Raw genomic sequence first — 13,384 nt, 5'->3', positions numbered from 1 at the left:
GAGGCGCAGTGGAACGGGAAACCGGCAGACGCCGGCCAGTTCTACAACGTGGTCGAACAGACCCGAATCATGAAGTCTCTGATGCGGCAGGGGTGGGAGATGACGTGGGAGGACGTGGCTTTCCTCACCCCGTACGTGACCAGCCATGTGAAGCGGTTCCGGGGACCACCTGATTGACGTGGAGCCGATCACGGAACCGTATTGGATTGAACTGGCGTTGGCGGTGTAGTTTTGTTGCCCGGAAATATCCGCTAACTCACTGATACAATAGGTGAAATCCGATCTTGTGAGTCATTTTTACACGTCTGTCGGCTGAACCCCTTGTCGGCATGCAGCTTGTCCGGCCAGCGTCGTGGCCGTCCAGGTTTGCCGGCAATGGAGGGCAATGCATCGACCCGTTCCTCGAACACGACCGAATCGTGCCGGTTGGCCCCGGTCACGCAGAACGCCAGGGGGACGCCGTGCCGATCCGTGATCACATGCCGCTTGCTGCCGCGGTCGATCGGGTTCGGCCCCGTATAGGCGCCCCCCGGGGGGGAGGCCACGCTGGCCGCGTCCAGGCTGGCCCGGCTGAAATCGAGCCGGTCGGCGCGGCGAAGTTCGGCCAGCAACACCTGATGCAGACGGTGCCACACACCCGCGGCCTGCCAGTCACGCAATCGGCGCCAGCAGGTCATGCCGCTGCCGTAGCCAAGTTCCTGGGGGCAGATCCTCCCACGCGATGCCAGTGCGCAGCACGTACACGATGCCGCTGAGTGCGCTTTGGTCGTCTACGCGCGGCCTACCGCCCTTGGGCGAAGGCGGCACGACCGGGATCAAGGGGTGGATGCGCTTCCACAGCGCTGTGCTGATTTCTTTGCGGTGAGCCATCACTGCAAAGTGGTGGCTCAACAGACGTGTTCAAGGGGCTTTTGTTAGCCGCTCTTATTAGGGGTGCCAGTAGCTATCGGATGTTGCAGGAGCAACTTCAGCCGCGACAGAGTCCGGTCGCGGCTGAAGCCGCTCCGACACTCATCCCGCGACGAAGCCCCCGGTCTGTCGCGCCCATAGCCGCGCGTACAGGCCGCCGCGCGCAACCAGTTCGGCGTGGGTACCGGTTTCGACGATCGCGCCCTGGTCCATGACCACCAGCCGGTCCATCCGCGCGATGGTCGAGAGGCGGTGCGCGATCGCGATCACCGTCTTGCCCGCCATCAGTTCGTCCAGGCTGTCCTGGATCGCCGCCTCCACTTCCGAATCCAGCGCCGAGGTGGCCTCGTCCAGCACCAGGATCGGCGCGTCCTTCAGCAGCACGCGGGCGATGGCGATGCGCTGGCGCTGGCCGCCGGACAGCTTGACCCCGCGTTCGCCGACATGCGCGTCGTAGCCGCTGCGGCCTTCGCCGTCGCGCAACGCGTCGATGAAGCCGTCGGCGCGCGCCTTGCGCACCGCTTCCTGCAGCTGCGCCTCGCTGGCGTCGGGACGGCCGTACAGCAGGTTGTCGCGGATCGAGCGATGCAGCAGCGAGGTGTCCTGGGTGACCAGGCCGATCTGCCCGCGCAGGCTTGCCTGGGTCACCGTGGCGATGTCCTGGCCGTCGATCAGGATGCGCCCGCGCTCCAGGTCGTACAGCCGCAGCAACACGTTGACCAGGGTCGATTTGCCGGCGCCGGACGGCCCGACCAGGCCGATCTTCTCGCCCGCGCGCACCTGCAGGTCGAGCCCGGCGATCACCCCGCCGCGCTTGCCGTAGTGGAAATGGATGTGCTCGAAACGCACCTCGCCGCGGCTGACCTGCAGCGCCTGCGCATCGGTGCAGTCCTGCACCTGGATCGGCTGGGCCACGCTCTCCATGCCATCCTGCACCGCACCGATGTCTTCGAAGATGCCGTTGACCACCCACATGATCCAGCCGGACATGTTGTGGATGCGGATCACCAGCCCGGTGGCCAGGGTGATCGCGCCGACGCTGATCCGGCCCTGGCTCCACAGCCACAGCGCCAACGCGCAGGTGCCGACGATCAGCAAGCCGTTCAACACCGCGATCGACAGGTCCATGGCGGTGGTCATCCGGGTCTGCCCGCGGTGCTTGACCACCAGCTCCTGGATCGACTCGCGCACATAGGCCTCCTCGCGCTTGGCATGCGCGAACAGCTTCAGCGTGGCGATATTGGTGTAGCCGTCGACGATCCGGCCCATCGCCTTGGAGCGCGCCTCTGCGGCGATCCACGCGCGCTGCTGCATGCGCGGCACGAAGTACGCCATCAGCGCCGCGTAGACGACCAGCCAGACCAGCAACGGCGCCATCAGGCGCACGTCGTCCTGCGCGAACACGTACAGCGCGGTGCCGGTATAGACCAGGATGTACCACAGCGCATCGACCATCTGCACCGCCGATTCGCGCAGCGAGGTGCCGGTCTGCATGACCCGGTTGGCGATGCGCCCGGCGAAGTCGTTCTGGAAAAAGCCCAGGCTCTGCCGCACCACGTAGTTGTGCATCAGCCAGCGCGTGCGGTTGCTCAGCCCGGGCATGATCGCCTGATTGACCAGCAGGTTGTGCAGCCCGGTCAGCAGCGGCCGCGCGATCAGGGTGATGGCCGCCATCCACAGCAGTTCGTCGCGGTGGCGCACGAAGAAATCCAGCCCCGACGCCCCGGCGACCAGATCGACGATGCGGGCGAGGAAGTCGAACATCGCCACCTCGACCAGCGCCAGCAGCAGTCCGGCCACCAGCGTGGCGGCGAACACCGGCCACACCGGGCGCAGGTAGAACGCATAGAAGCGCCACACCCCGCGTGGCGGCGTACGCGGATCGATGGCGGGGAACACGGGAATCAGCGACTCGAACCAGCGGAACATTGCGGGCCATCCTTCTGCAAGACGCGCAGCGTAGCCGATGCCGGTGTCCTCGCCATGTGCGTTCGCGCCGGGTGCCGCGGCGCACGCACGCGTTTCGTCTCAGGCGAACGGCCCGAAGCCGCTGCGGTAAACCGATGGCGCCACGCCCACATGGCGCCGGAACGCGGCCCGGAACGCCTCCAGCGTCGCGAAGCCGCAGGCCGCGGCGACCCGTTGCAGATCCAGCCGCCCTTCCTCGAGCAAGGCTTTCGCCGCACGCACGCGCCCCTGCTGCAGCCAGTGTGCCGGGGTGGTGCCGATCGCCGCCTTGAAACGGCGGTAGCAATTGCGTTCGCTCATCGCCGCGGCCCGCGCCAGGTCCGCAGCGCCGATGCCGGTGTGCAACTGCTGCCGCGCCCAGTCGAACACGCCGTCGAACGGATGGCGGCGTTGCATGGCGACCGGGCTGGCGACGAAGCTGAAGGCAGAGGCCTTCCGGCTTCGAGGTCGCGGCTGAAGCCGCTCCTACAACAAGCTGCACATGTCCAAGACCATCCGCATAGCCGACCCGGCTTCTTGTGGAAGGGACTTCAGTCCCGACGGCTGCCGAAGCCGGATACCACGCGGCTTCGATGTCGCGGCTGAAGCCGCTCCTACAACCAACTGGCCTGGCGATCGGTGCTTGTTTCCGATGCGATGCACCTAAACCAGGACAGCGGCCGACAGCATCGCAACAACCATCGCGCTCATTCCGCGCGGTGGCAGCACACGCCTAGCTTATTGCCGTCCAGGTCGCGGAAATACGCGCCGTAATAGTCCGGATGGTAGTGCGCGCGCAGCGCGGGCGGGCCTTCGCAGTGCCCTCCCTGGGCCAGCGCCAGCGCGTGGCAGCGATCCACCAGCGCCCGGTTCGGCGCCTGCAATGCGAGCATCTGGCCGTTGCCCGGCGCCGCCGGCTGGCCGTCGAAGGCACGGCCGATCAGCAGCAGCGGCCGCGGCGCGTGCGGCGCGGTCCAGCCGGCCCAGCCGCGCACGTCATCGCGGAACTTCAGTTGCAGCCCCAGCGCCTGCAGCAACGGCGCGTAGAACGCGAACGCGGCCGGGAAGTCGTTCACCCCGAGATGCACGTGCGAGAGCATCGGCATGGCCGCGCTCACGATGCGGCAGTCGTCGGGGTCAGCAGCAGGTCCTGGAAATCGAAGCTGAAATCGGTCAGCGGCGAGATCGCTTCCATGCGCACCTCGCGCACCTTGCCGTCCGGGGTCAGCGCGAAGTTGACGAAGGCATCGGCATTGAGCGAACGGTCGCGCCAGCGCACGATGAAGGTGTCGTGCTGCCAGTGCTGCAACGTGCCGACCAGCTGCGCGGTCTTGCTGAAGCGCAGTTCCAGTTGCTTGCCGCGCTGCACGATCGCCACCTCGCCGTACCACGGATCGCGATACGTGCCTGCGTAAGCTGCCAGCGGCAGCGACGGTTTAGAGCTGGCATCGCGCGCAGCCTGGTGCTTGCTCCAGTCCTCGTCGGCCTTCGCGTCGGCCTTGGCCACGGCAGCGGCATAGGCGGCGGTCCAGTCGGTCGGCGGCGCGCCCAGGTAAGCGTCGAGCACCTGCAGGGTCAGCGCGTTGAACGCCACGCCCACTTCCTGGTTGGTCAGCACGATCACGCCCAGTTGCTGTTCCGGCAGCAGGGTCAGCCGCGACACCATGCCCGGCCAGCCGCCGGTGTGCCAGACCAGCTTGTGCCCGCGGTAGTCGCTCAGGCTCCAGCCCTCGCCATAGCCGGCGAAGTTCGGCCTGGCCGGCAACAGTTGCGGCACGCTCGGCTCGGCGATGGCGATCGGGGTGATCACCTGCCACATCTCCTGCTGCCGCTGCGCGCTGAACAGACGCCGCTCCTGGCCATCGGCCGATGGCAGGCGGCCGCCGTCGAGCTGCACCTGCATCCACTTGGCCATGTCGTGCACGCTGGCGTAGATGCCGCCGGCGCCGGAATTATTCGACCAGGTCAGCGGCGGCACCGGGCGCAGCTCGCGGAAGTCGAACTTGGCATGGCCCACCGCCGCGCGGTCGCCGGGCTGCAGGTAGTCGCTATTGATACGCGCGCCGCTCATGCCCACCGGCACGAAGATGCGCTGGCGTACGAACTCGGCGTAGGACTGCCCGGAGACCTGCTCGATCAGCTTCTGCGCCACCGCGTAGAGGATGTTGTCGTAGGCATAGCGGTCGCGGAAACCGCCCTTCAGCGGCACGTGCGCCAGGCGCCGCACCACTTCTTCGGTGCTGTAGCTGGTGGCCGGCCAGAACAGCAGGTCGCCGGCGCCCAGGCTCAGTCCGCTGCGGTGGCTGAGCAGGTCGCGCACGCGCATCTCGCGGGTCACGTAGGGATCGGCCATCTGAAACCACGGCAGGTGCTCGATCACCCGGTCGTCGAGTTTCAGCTTGCCCTCGTCGGCCAGGATCGACAGCGCCGCGGCGGTGAACGCCTTGGTGTTGGAGGCGATCGCGAACAGGGTCTGCGCGTCCACCGGCTCGGGCTTGCCCAGTTCGCGCACGCCGTAGCCGCGCTCCAGCACCACCTGCCCGTCCTTGACGATGGCGATGGCGATGCCGGGCACGTCGAACTGCTTGCGCACCCGCTCCACCCGCGCATCCAGATCCTGCAGCGCAGGCGGCACTGCGGCGTCCACCGGAGCGGGCGCCTGCGCCTGCGCGGTGGCGGTCATCGCCAACAACAGGCAGCCCATCGACAGGGTCTTCAAATCGGTATCTCCAGCAGGGAAAGGAACAGGCGCCGGCACGCTCACGCCGGGAGCAACGCCTGCGCGGCGACCAGCACCCCGTTGCGATCAGCGTACAGCCAGTGCCCGGGCAGGAACGCCACCCCGGCGAACCGCAGCGGCACATCGACCTCGCCGAGGCCGCGTCTTTCGGTCTTGCGCGGGCACGCGGCCAGCGCCTGCACGCCCAGCGGCAACGCCGCCAAGGCCTCCACGTCGCGCACGCAGCCATGCAGCAACAGCCCGGCCCAACCGTTGCGCACCGCGTTCTCGGCGATCTGGTCGCCGAGCAGGGAGCGGCGCAGCGAGCCCTGCCCGTCGACGACGATGACGCGGCCGGCACCGGGGGTGGCCGCAAGTTCGCGCACCCGCGCGTTGTCCTCGAAGCAGCTGACGGTGACGATCGCGCCGCAGAACGCGGCGTGGCCGCCGTAACTGCGGAACAGCGGTTCGGCGACCTGCACCTCGGGATGGGCGTCGCACAGATCGGGCGTGGTCCAGGTCATGGTCGGTCGGGGCAGTCGGCGTTGCCTGGATGGTAGCGCGACGCATGCGGCAGCGGCCATGCATGCGGCAACGGCGCGGACTGCGGCACACTGCGCCTCCCCTGTCCGCGCCGGCGTGTATGCCATGACAGATCTCTTCGACTCCGCCCCGGCCGCGCCGGACGGCATCCGCGTCGGCATCGGCGGCTGGACCTATGCGCCGTGGCGTGGCGGCCGGTTCTACCCGCAAGGGCTGGTGCAGCGCCGCGAGCTGGAATACGCCAGCCGCCATGTCAGCAGCATCGAGATCAACGGCACCTACTACGGCACGCAGAAACCGGACACCTATGCGCGCTGGCGCGACGCGGTGCCGGACGATTTCCTGTTCTCGGCCAAGGCGCCCAAGCGCATCACCGGCATGCGCAAGCTGGCCGCGGCCGGCGCGCAGATCGAGGACTTCGTCGGCGGCATCGCTACGCTCGGCGACAAACTCGGCCCGCTGCTCTGGCAATTCGAGCACGGCCGCACGCTCGAGCTCGACGAGCTCGCCGCGTTTCTGGACCTGCTGCCGCAGCAGGCCGCCGGCCGCCGCTTGCGGCATGTGCTGGAGGTGCGCGACCCGGCCTGCGTCGGGCCACCCCTGCTGGAGCTGGTGCGCCGCCACGGCGTGGCCACGGTGTTCACCGATTCGCCCGACTTCCCTTGCTTCGCCGATCTCAGCAGCGACTTCGTCTACGCGCGGCTGATGCGCAGCCGCGCCGAACTGGCGCACGGCTATGCGCCCAAGGAATTGCGCGCCTGGTCGGCGCAGGCGCAGGCCTGGCGCCGCGGCGAGGATCCGCACGCGCTGCCGCATGTCGGCGCGGCGACTGCGGCGGCCAGGCCGCGCGAGGTGTTCGTCTATTTCATCAGCGCCGCCAAGGAACGCAATCCGGCCGCGGCAATGGCGCTGCTGGCCGAACTCGGCACGCGCTGAGCGAACGGCGGCGGCGCCAGCGACTGCGGGCAAAAGCGACCGACGGCACAGTGCCGCTGCGACATGCGACTGAACCCAGCACAGACGGCGCGGCGCCGCGACACCCAGCGCGCCATGCAGTTGCAGTAAAAGCACTAACGCAGAATGACACCGGCGCATGTCGGCGTCGGATGCGACTTTTTTCAAGAGGACGTCCAAACCCGATGCAGATCAAGCAAACGCTCGAACGCATTCCAGGCGGCATGATGCTGGTGCCCTTGTTCCTCGGCGCCGCCTGCCATAGCGCATGGCCGCAGGCCGGGGCCTTCCTCGGCTCGTTCAGCCAGGGCCTGATCGGCGGCGTGGTGCCGATCCTGGCGGTGTGGTTCCTGTGCATGGGTGCCTCGATCCAGCTGCGCGCCAGCGGCCGGATCCTGCGCCAGTCGGGCGTGCTGCTGCTGACCAAGCTCGGCGTGGCCTGGCTGGTGGCGGTGCTCGCGGCGCGGGTGCTGCCGCCGGACGGGATCGCGCAAGGCTGCTGGAAAGGCATCTCGGTGCTGGCCCTGGTCGCGGCGATGGACATGACCAACGGCGGGCTGTTCGCCTCGCTCATGCAGCAGTACGGCAAGCCCGGCGAAGCCGGTGCGGTGGTGCTGATGTCGGTGGAATCGGGGCCGTTGATGACGATGCTCATCCTCGGCAGCGCCGGCGTCGCCGTGTTCGAGCCACGCCTATTTCTGGGCGCGGTGCTGCCGCTGCTGGTCGGCTTCGCGCTCGGCAATCTGGATCCGCAGCTGCGCGCGCTGTTCGCCGCGGCGGTGCCGGCACTGATCCCGTTCTTCGCCTTCGCGCTGGGCAATACGCTGGATCTGCACGTGATCGCCAGCGCCGGGGTGCCCGGCGTGCTGCTCGGTCTGCTGGTCGTCGTGGTCACCGGGATCCCGTTGCTGTTCGCCGATCGGCTGCTCGGCGGCGGCAGCGGCAGCGCCGGCATCGCCGCCTCCAGCACTGCCGGCGCCGCGGTGGCGACGCCGGCGCTGATCGCGGCGATGGCGCCGCAGTTCCGTGCAGCCGCCCCGGCCGCCACCGCGCTGGTGGCGACCTCGGTGATCGTGACCTCGCTGCTGGTGCCGCTGCTGACCGCATTGCACGCACGTGCATGCGCCAGGCGCGCCCCGCCCGGCAGCTGACGCGCGGCTGGTGAGGCGCAGCTGGCGACGCGATTGCGGAATCCACGCAAAAACCGCCGTTCGCCGCGTCGCCGGTTTACGCGACAATAGGCGCCATGCCCCTGCACCCCACCAGCAAAGCCCAGCTGCAAATCCACTTCTGCGTGCTGCTGTGGGGCATCACCGCGATCCTGGGCAAGCTGATCACGCTGCCGGCGCTGCCGCTGGTGTGGTGGCGGATGCTGATGGTGGTGGCGGCGCTGGCGCTGCTGCCGCGGGTGTGGCGCGGGCTGGCCGCGCTGACACCGAAGCTGCTGCTCGGCTACACCGTGGTCGGCGCCCTGGTCGGCCTGCACTGGCTGACCTTCTACGGCGCGATCAAGCTGGCCAACGCCTCGGTGGCGGCAACCTGCATCGCGCTGGCGCCGGTGTTCACCGCGGTGATCGAACCGTGGGTGGCCAAGCGCCCGTTCCGTCCCAGCGAACTGGTGTTCGGCCTGGCGGTGCTGCCGGGTGTGGCGCTGGTGGTCGGCGGGGTGCCCGACGGGATGCGCGCCGGGGTCGTGGTCGGCGCAGTGTCGGCACTGTTCGTCGCCGCGTTCGGTTCGCTCAACAAGCGCCTTGTCGATCACGCCGACCCGCTGACCGTGACCGCCGTGGAACTGGGCGCCGGCACCCTGACCCTGACCGTGCTGGCGCCGCTGCTGCCGTTCGTGCTGCCGGCGCTGAGCGGCCCGCTGCTGGTGCTACCGAGCCTGCACGACACCCTGCTGCTGCTGGCCCTGGCGCTGCTGTGCACGCTGCTGCCGTTCGCCCTGGCGCTGGTCGCGCTGCGCCGGCTCAGCGCCTATGCTGTGCAACTGGTGACCAACCTGGAGCCGGTCTACGCGATCGTGTTCGCGATCGTACTGCTGGACGAGCAGAAACAACTCACCGCGCTGTTCTACCTCGGCGTGGCGGTGATCCTGGGCGCGGTGTTCCTGCATCCGCTGCTGACCCGCGCCAGGCGGGTGCGGCACCCGGAACTGCTGGCGACCTGCGAAGCGAAGAACGCGCTGGAGTGAGCGCGCCGGCGGCGCGGTTCATTCCGCCAGCGAGACGCAATCGCGGCCGGCGCGCTTGGCTCGGTACAGCGCCAGATCGGCGCGCTTGAGCACCTGCTCGGCGCTCTCGCCCGGCTGCAAGGCGGCCACGCCGACGCTGGCGGTCAGCGCCACGCCCAGCTGCAGCAGGGCGGTTTCCTGGCGCAGCGTCTCGCATTCGTGCATGGCCTGGCGCGCGTCCAGCCCCGGCAGCAGGATCGCGAATTCCTCGCCGCCGTAGCGTGCGACCAGGCTGCCCGGCGGCGTCTGCGCGCGCAGCATGTCGGCCAGCGCCAGCAGGACCGCGTCGCCCTTGTCGTGGCCGTGCAGGTCGTTGATGTGCTTGAAATAGTCAAGGTCCAGCAAGGCCACGCTGAGTGGCGCGGGGCTGGACTGCGCCGCATCCGCATTGATCATCAGCGCAGTGGCGAAGGCGCGGCGGTTGAGCAGCCCGGTCAACGGATCGGTGCGCGACTGCTTGAGCAGTTCGGCGTTGAGCGATTCCAGCGATGCCTGGTACCCGGCCAGCTGCTGCTCGTAGCAGTCGCGTTCGCGCAGTTGCTGCGCCAGCGCATGGCTGGTGCGGCGCAGTTCGATCAACTGCATCACCTGCCGCGACAGCGCCTGCAGCGCCACCACCTGCTCCGGCTCCAGCGTGCGCGGGCGGCAGTCGAGCACGCACAGCGCGCCAACCGCCAGCCCCTCGCTGTTCAACAGCGGCGCGCCCGCGTAGAAGCGGACGCCGACCTCGGTGACCAGCGGATTGAACGCGAACCGCGGATCCGCGGCCGCGTCGCGGACCACCAGCACGTCCTGCGGCGCAAGGATGGTGTGGCCGCAGAACGAGTCGTCGCGCGCGGTACTGAGCAGGGTGACGTTGCGCTGCGACTTGAGCCACTGCCGCTCCTCGTCGACCAGCGAGATCAGCGCCGATGGCGTGTCGCACAGGCTGGCGGCGATGCCGACCAGGTCGTCGTAGGCGGCCTCCGGCGCGGTGTCCAGAATCTGCAACGCATGCAAGGCGCGCAGGCGTTCGGCTTCGTTGTCGGGCTTGCGTGGCTTGATCACGGGAGCGGGATGCGGGATGCGGGATGCGTCGCGGAGTATCGCCAATTCCGGCACAAATGCCAGTGAAAAGCCGCGCCGCGGCCGGCCTCACCAGTCCTGGCGCTGCGGCAGCAGGCCGCGCAGCTCCTGCTCGGTGAGGTTGCGCCACTGCCCCGGCTTCAGCGCGCCGAGCTTGATGTTGTCGATGCGCACGCGGCGCAACTGGGTGACGCGGTAGTCGAACGCGGCGGCCATCAGCCGGATCTGCCGGTTCAGGCCCTGCTCGAGCACGATGCGGAAACCGAACTTGGCGATGCGCGCGGTGCGGCACGGCAGCGTGGTCTCGTTGTGCACGCGCACCCCGCGCGCCATGCCGCGCAGGAATTCGTCGCTGACCGGCTTGTTCACCGCCACCAGGTACTCCTTCTGGTGGCGGTTCTCGGCGCGCAGGATCTCGTTGACGATGTCGCCGTTGCTGGTCATCAGGATCAGGCCCTCGGACTCCTTGTCCAGGCGCCCGATCGGAAAGATACGCTGCTCGTGGCCGACGAAATCGACGATGTTGCCCTTGACCTCGCTCTCTGTCGTGCAGGTCACCCCGACCGGCTTGTTCAGCGCGATATAGACGTGGCGGCGGCCGGATTTCTGCTTGGCGCGCGCGCGCAGCGGCTGGCCATCGACCTGCACCTCGTCGCCCTCGCCCACCACCGCGCCGACCCCGCCGGGCCGACCATTGACGGTCACGCGGCGCGCCGCGATCAGCCGGTCGGCCTCGCGGCGCGAACAGTAGCCGGTTTCGGCGATGTGCTTGTTGAGGCGGGTGCTCATGGGGCCGGGACTCGGGGCTGGGGACTCGGCAAAGCCGGCGATGCGTTGGCGGCGGCCGCGATGGACGCTACGACGGCGGCAGCTGCGTGCCGCCGCTGCGCGGCCAGGTGCGCGGGGAGAGCAACGCTCCCCGCTGCAGCCGCTCAGCGCTTGGGCGGACCCTTGCGCGGCGGGCGATCGCCGGCCTTGTCGGCCATGCGCGTGGCGGCGCCGGCCGGGCGCGGGCCGGCCGCGTTCGGGCGGCCGCCGGGCTTGCCGGCGGCACGCGCGAACTTCGGCTTGAACGGCGCGCTGGCGCCGGCCGCGGCGTCGTCGAGCTTGCGCATCTGCAGTTGCTGGCCGGACACCCAGACCTTCTTCAGGTGGGTCAGCAGCTCGTTCGGCATGTCCGCCGGCAGGTCCAGCACCGAATGGTCGTCGTGGATGTCGATACGGCCGATGTACTTGCTCTCCAGGCCGGCTTCGTTGGCGATCGCGCCGACGATGTTGGCCGGCTTGACCCCGTGCTGGTGGCCGACCTCGATGCGGTAGGTCTCCATGCCTACTTCCGGCTCGCCGCGCGGCGCCTTGGGTGCCTTGTCGCGGCGCGGCGCCTCGAAGCTGCCGACGTCGCGCTGGTAGTCGAAGTCGGGGCCATGTCCGGCCGGCGCGGGACGCGGCGCACGCGGTGCGCGCTCGCCTTCGTCGCGGCGCGGCGGACGGGCTTCGCGGTCGAACTTGGGCTCGAACTTGGGACGTTCGGTACGCTCGCCGCGGTCGGCGCGCTCGCGGCGGTCGGCGCCCGGGCGCTCGAAGCGCTCGCCTTGCGGCGCGCGCGCGCGCTCCGGGGCCAGCAGCAGCGGCGTGTCGCCCTGCAGCAGGCGCGCCAGCGCCGCGGCCACTTCGACCATCGGCACGTTCTTCTCGGTCTCGAAGCGCTGCAGCAGATCGCGGTAGGTGTCGATGCCGCCGCTGGCGATGGTCTCGCTGATCTTCTCCATGAAGCGGGTCACGCGCTGGTCGTTGACAGCGTCCACGCTCGGCAGCTGCATCTCTTCGATCGGCTGCCGGGTGGCGCGTTCGATCGCGCGCAGCATGCCCTTCTCGCGCGGGCTGACGAACAGGATCGCCTCGCCGCTGCGGCCGGCGCGGCCGGTGCGGCCGATGCGGTGCACATAGCTTTCGGTGTCGTACGGGATGTCGTAGTTCAGCACGTGGCTGATCCGCTCCACGTCCAGGCCGCGTGCGGCCACGTCGGTGGCGACCAGGATGTCGAGCTTGCCGTCCTTGAGCTGCTGGATCACCCGCTCGCGCTGCGACTGCTGGATGTCGCCGTTGATCGCCGCGGCGGCCAGACCGCGCGCCTGCAGCTTCTGCGCCAGCTCGTCGGTGGCGGCCTTGGTGCGCGCGAACACGATCATCGCGTCGAACGGTTCCACTTCCAGGATCCGGGTCAGCGCATCGAGCTTGTGCAGCCCGCTGACCGCCCAGTAACGCTGGCGGATGTTCGCCGACGTGGTGGTCTTGGAGGCGATGATGACTTCGGCAGGATCGTTCAGATAGGTCTGCGCGATGCGCTTGATCGCGGTCGGCATGGTCGCCGAGAACAGCGCCACCTGGCGCGAGGCCGGCAGCTTCTTCAGCACCGCCTCGACGTCGTCGATGAAGCCCATGCGCAGCATCTCGTCGGCTTCGTCGAGCACCAGCGTGCGCAGTTCGGACAGGTCCAGGGTGCCGCGCTCGAGATGGTCGATGACCCGCCCCGGGGTGCCCACCACCACGTGCACGCCGCGCTTGAGCGCCGACAGCTGCTGCACATAGGGCTGGCCGCCGTACACCGGCAGCACCTGGAAGCCGGGGATCGCCGCGGCATAGCGGTGGAACGCCTCGGCGACCTGGATCGCCAGCTCGCGGGTCGGCGCCAGCACCAGCGCCTGCGGCTTGCGCTGGTTGAAGTCCAGCCGCGACAGGATCGGCAGCGCGAACGCGGCGGTCTTGCCGGTGCCGGTCTGGGCCTGGCCGAGCAGGTCGCGGCCGGTCAGCAGCGCGGGAATGGTGGCCGCCTGGATCGGCGACGGCGACTCGTAGCCGACATCGGCCACGGCCTTCATCACAGCAGGCGAGAGGCCGAGATCTGCGAACAGCAGCGGCGCGGGGGTATCTTGGGACATGGGAGACTCCGGAGGCGCCGCAGCGAACCGGCAGGCGCAAAGAAGCGCATTGTGCGCCTTGACGGGCCGCATGTC

The 13,384-nt window shown here is 69.1% G+C and carries 11 protein-coding genes and 2 pseudogenes; 4 read left to right on the top strand and 9 right to left on the bottom strand.

The annotated features are described in order from the left end of the window. Window positions 1-30: 30 nt before the first annotated feature. A pseudogene (locus ISN38_RS17300) lies at window positions 31-229 on the top strand (hypothetical protein); the annotation flags it as partial. Window positions 230-296: 67 nt separating this feature from the next. Here ISN38_RS17300 and ISN38_RS17295 read toward each other — a convergent pair. The 6 genes and pseudogenes from ISN38_RS17295 to rraA form a co-directional block, all read right to left on the bottom strand. After that, window positions 297-870, bottom strand: a pseudogene (locus ISN38_RS17295) (IS5 family transposase); the annotation flags it as partial. Between the two features lie 141 nt (window positions 871-1,011). After that, entirely contained in the window at window positions 1,012-2,838 is a 1,827-nt protein-coding gene (locus ISN38_RS17290) for an ABC transporter ATP-binding protein (RefSeq protein WP_058363926.1), read from the bottom strand. 99 nt (window positions 2,839-2,937) lie between these two features. Further along, window positions 2,938-3,273: a helix-turn-helix domain-containing protein gene (locus tag ISN38_RS17285; RefSeq protein WP_003468763.1), complete on the bottom strand. Its 336-nt coding sequence runs from the start codon at window positions 3,271-3,273 to the stop codon at window positions 2,938-2,940. Between the two features lie 290 nt (window positions 3,274-3,563). After that, window positions 3,564-3,974 carry a VOC family protein gene (locus ISN38_RS17280; RefSeq protein ID WP_003468760.1) on the bottom strand — a complete coding sequence of 137 codons (411 nt, stop codon included), beginning with the start codon at window positions 3,972-3,974 and terminating at the stop codon, window positions 3,564-3,566. After that, window positions 3,971-5,560: a serine hydrolase gene (locus ISN38_RS17275; protein WP_230811799.1), complete on the bottom strand. Its 1,590-nt coding sequence runs from the start codon at window positions 5,558-5,560 to the stop codon at window positions 3,971-3,973. Before ISN38_RS17275 ends, ISN38_RS17280 begins: the two co-directional genes overlap by 4 nt. A gap of 56 nt (window positions 5,561-5,616) precedes the next feature. Beyond that, window positions 5,617-6,099, bottom strand: coding sequence for a ribonuclease E activity regulator RraA (gene rraA, locus ISN38_RS17270; protein ID WP_003468754.1), 483 nt, complete (start codon window positions 6,097-6,099; stop codon window positions 5,617-5,619). Window positions 6,100-6,223: 124 nt separating this feature from the next. Here rraA and ISN38_RS17265 point away from each other — a divergent pair, with 124 nt between their 5' ends. The 3 genes from ISN38_RS17265 (at window position 6,224) to ISN38_RS17255 (ending at window position 9,266) form a co-directional block, all read left to right on the top strand. Beyond that, window positions 6,224-7,054, top strand: a complete 831-nt coding sequence (locus ISN38_RS17265) for a DUF72 domain-containing protein (RefSeq protein ID WP_108084828.1) — start codon at window positions 6,224-6,226, stop codon at window positions 7,052-7,054. Between the two features lie 203 nt (window positions 7,055-7,257). Further along, the gene (gene kdgT / locus ISN38_RS17260) at window positions 7,258-8,223 is read left to right on the top strand and encodes a 2-keto-3-deoxygluconate transporter (RefSeq protein WP_003468749.1); all 966 of its coding nucleotides are present in this window, start codon (window positions 7,258-7,260) and stop codon (window positions 8,221-8,223) included. Window positions 8,224-8,318: 95 nt separating this feature from the next. Further along, window positions 8,319-9,266 carry a DMT family transporter gene (locus tag ISN38_RS17255; RefSeq protein ID WP_047325083.1) on the top strand — a complete coding sequence of 316 codons (948 nt, stop codon included), beginning with the start codon at window positions 8,319-8,321 and terminating at the stop codon, window positions 9,264-9,266. Window positions 9,267-9,284: 18 nt separating this feature from the next. Here ISN38_RS17255 and ISN38_RS17250 read toward each other — a convergent pair whose 3' ends face one another. The 3 genes from ISN38_RS17250 to ISN38_RS17240 form a co-directional block, all read right to left on the bottom strand. Further along, entirely contained in the window at window positions 9,285-10,352 is a 1,068-nt protein-coding gene (locus tag ISN38_RS17250) for a GGDEF domain-containing protein (RefSeq protein WP_058362656.1), read from the bottom strand. 87 nt (window positions 10,353-10,439) lie between these two features. Next, the gene (locus tag ISN38_RS17245) at window positions 10,440-11,159 is read right to left on the bottom strand and encodes a pseudouridine synthase (protein ID WP_003478395.1); all 720 of its coding nucleotides are present in this window, start codon (window positions 11,157-11,159) and stop codon (window positions 10,440-10,442) included. A 143-nt stretch (window positions 11,160-11,302) separates the two neighbouring features. Then, window positions 11,303-13,309 carry a DEAD/DEAH box helicase gene (locus ISN38_RS17240; RefSeq protein WP_047325085.1) on the bottom strand — a complete coding sequence of 669 codons (2,007 nt, stop codon included), beginning with the start codon at window positions 13,307-13,309 and terminating at the stop codon, window positions 11,303-11,305. Window positions 13,310-13,384 lie beyond the last annotated feature (75 nt).

Source organism: Xanthomonas translucens pv. undulosa, from assembly GCF_017301775.1.
Taxonomy (GTDB): Bacteria; Pseudomonadota; Gammaproteobacteria; order Xanthomonadales; family Xanthomonadaceae; genus Xanthomonas_A; species Xanthomonas_A translucens.
The sequence above is the reverse complement of the archived record's forward strand: the minus strand, read 5'-3'. Positions and strand labels throughout refer to the sequence as shown.

Bases quoted from the DNA above. Each gene is read 5' to 3' on its own strand.
- rraA (WP_003468754.1), bottom strand. From the start codon at position 6,099: ATGACCTGGACCACGCCCGATCTGTGCGACGCCCATCCCGAGGTGCAG.
- ISN38_RS17285 (WP_003468763.1), bottom strand. From the start codon at position 3,273: ATGCAACGCCGCCATCCGTTCGACGGCGTGTTCGACTGGGCGCGGCAG.
- ISN38_RS17265 (WP_108084828.1), top strand. From the start codon at position 6,224: ATGACAGATCTCTTCGACTCCGCCCCGGCCGCGCCGGACGGCATCCGC.
- ISN38_RS17255 (WP_047325083.1), top strand. From the start codon at position 8,319: ATGCCCCTGCACCCCACCAGCAAAGCCCAGCTGCAAATCCACTTCTGC.
- ISN38_RS17245 (WP_003478395.1), bottom strand. From the start codon at position 11,159: ATGAGCACCCGCCTCAACAAGCACATCGCCGAAACCGGCTACTGTTCG.
- ISN38_RS17275 (WP_230811799.1), bottom strand. From the start codon at position 5,560: ATGGGCTGCCTGTTGTTGGCGATGACCGCCACCGCGCAGGCGCAGGCG.
- ISN38_RS17240 (WP_047325085.1), bottom strand. From the start codon at position 13,309: ATGTCCCAAGATACCCCCGCGCCGCTGCTGTTCGCAGATCTCGGCCTC.
- kdgT (WP_003468749.1), top strand. From the start codon at position 7,258: ATGCAGATCAAGCAAACGCTCGAACGCATTCCAGGCGGCATGATGCTG.
- ISN38_RS17290 (WP_058363926.1), bottom strand. From the start codon at position 2,838: ATGTTCCGCTGGTTCGAGTCGCTGATTCCCGTGTTCCCCGCCATCGAT.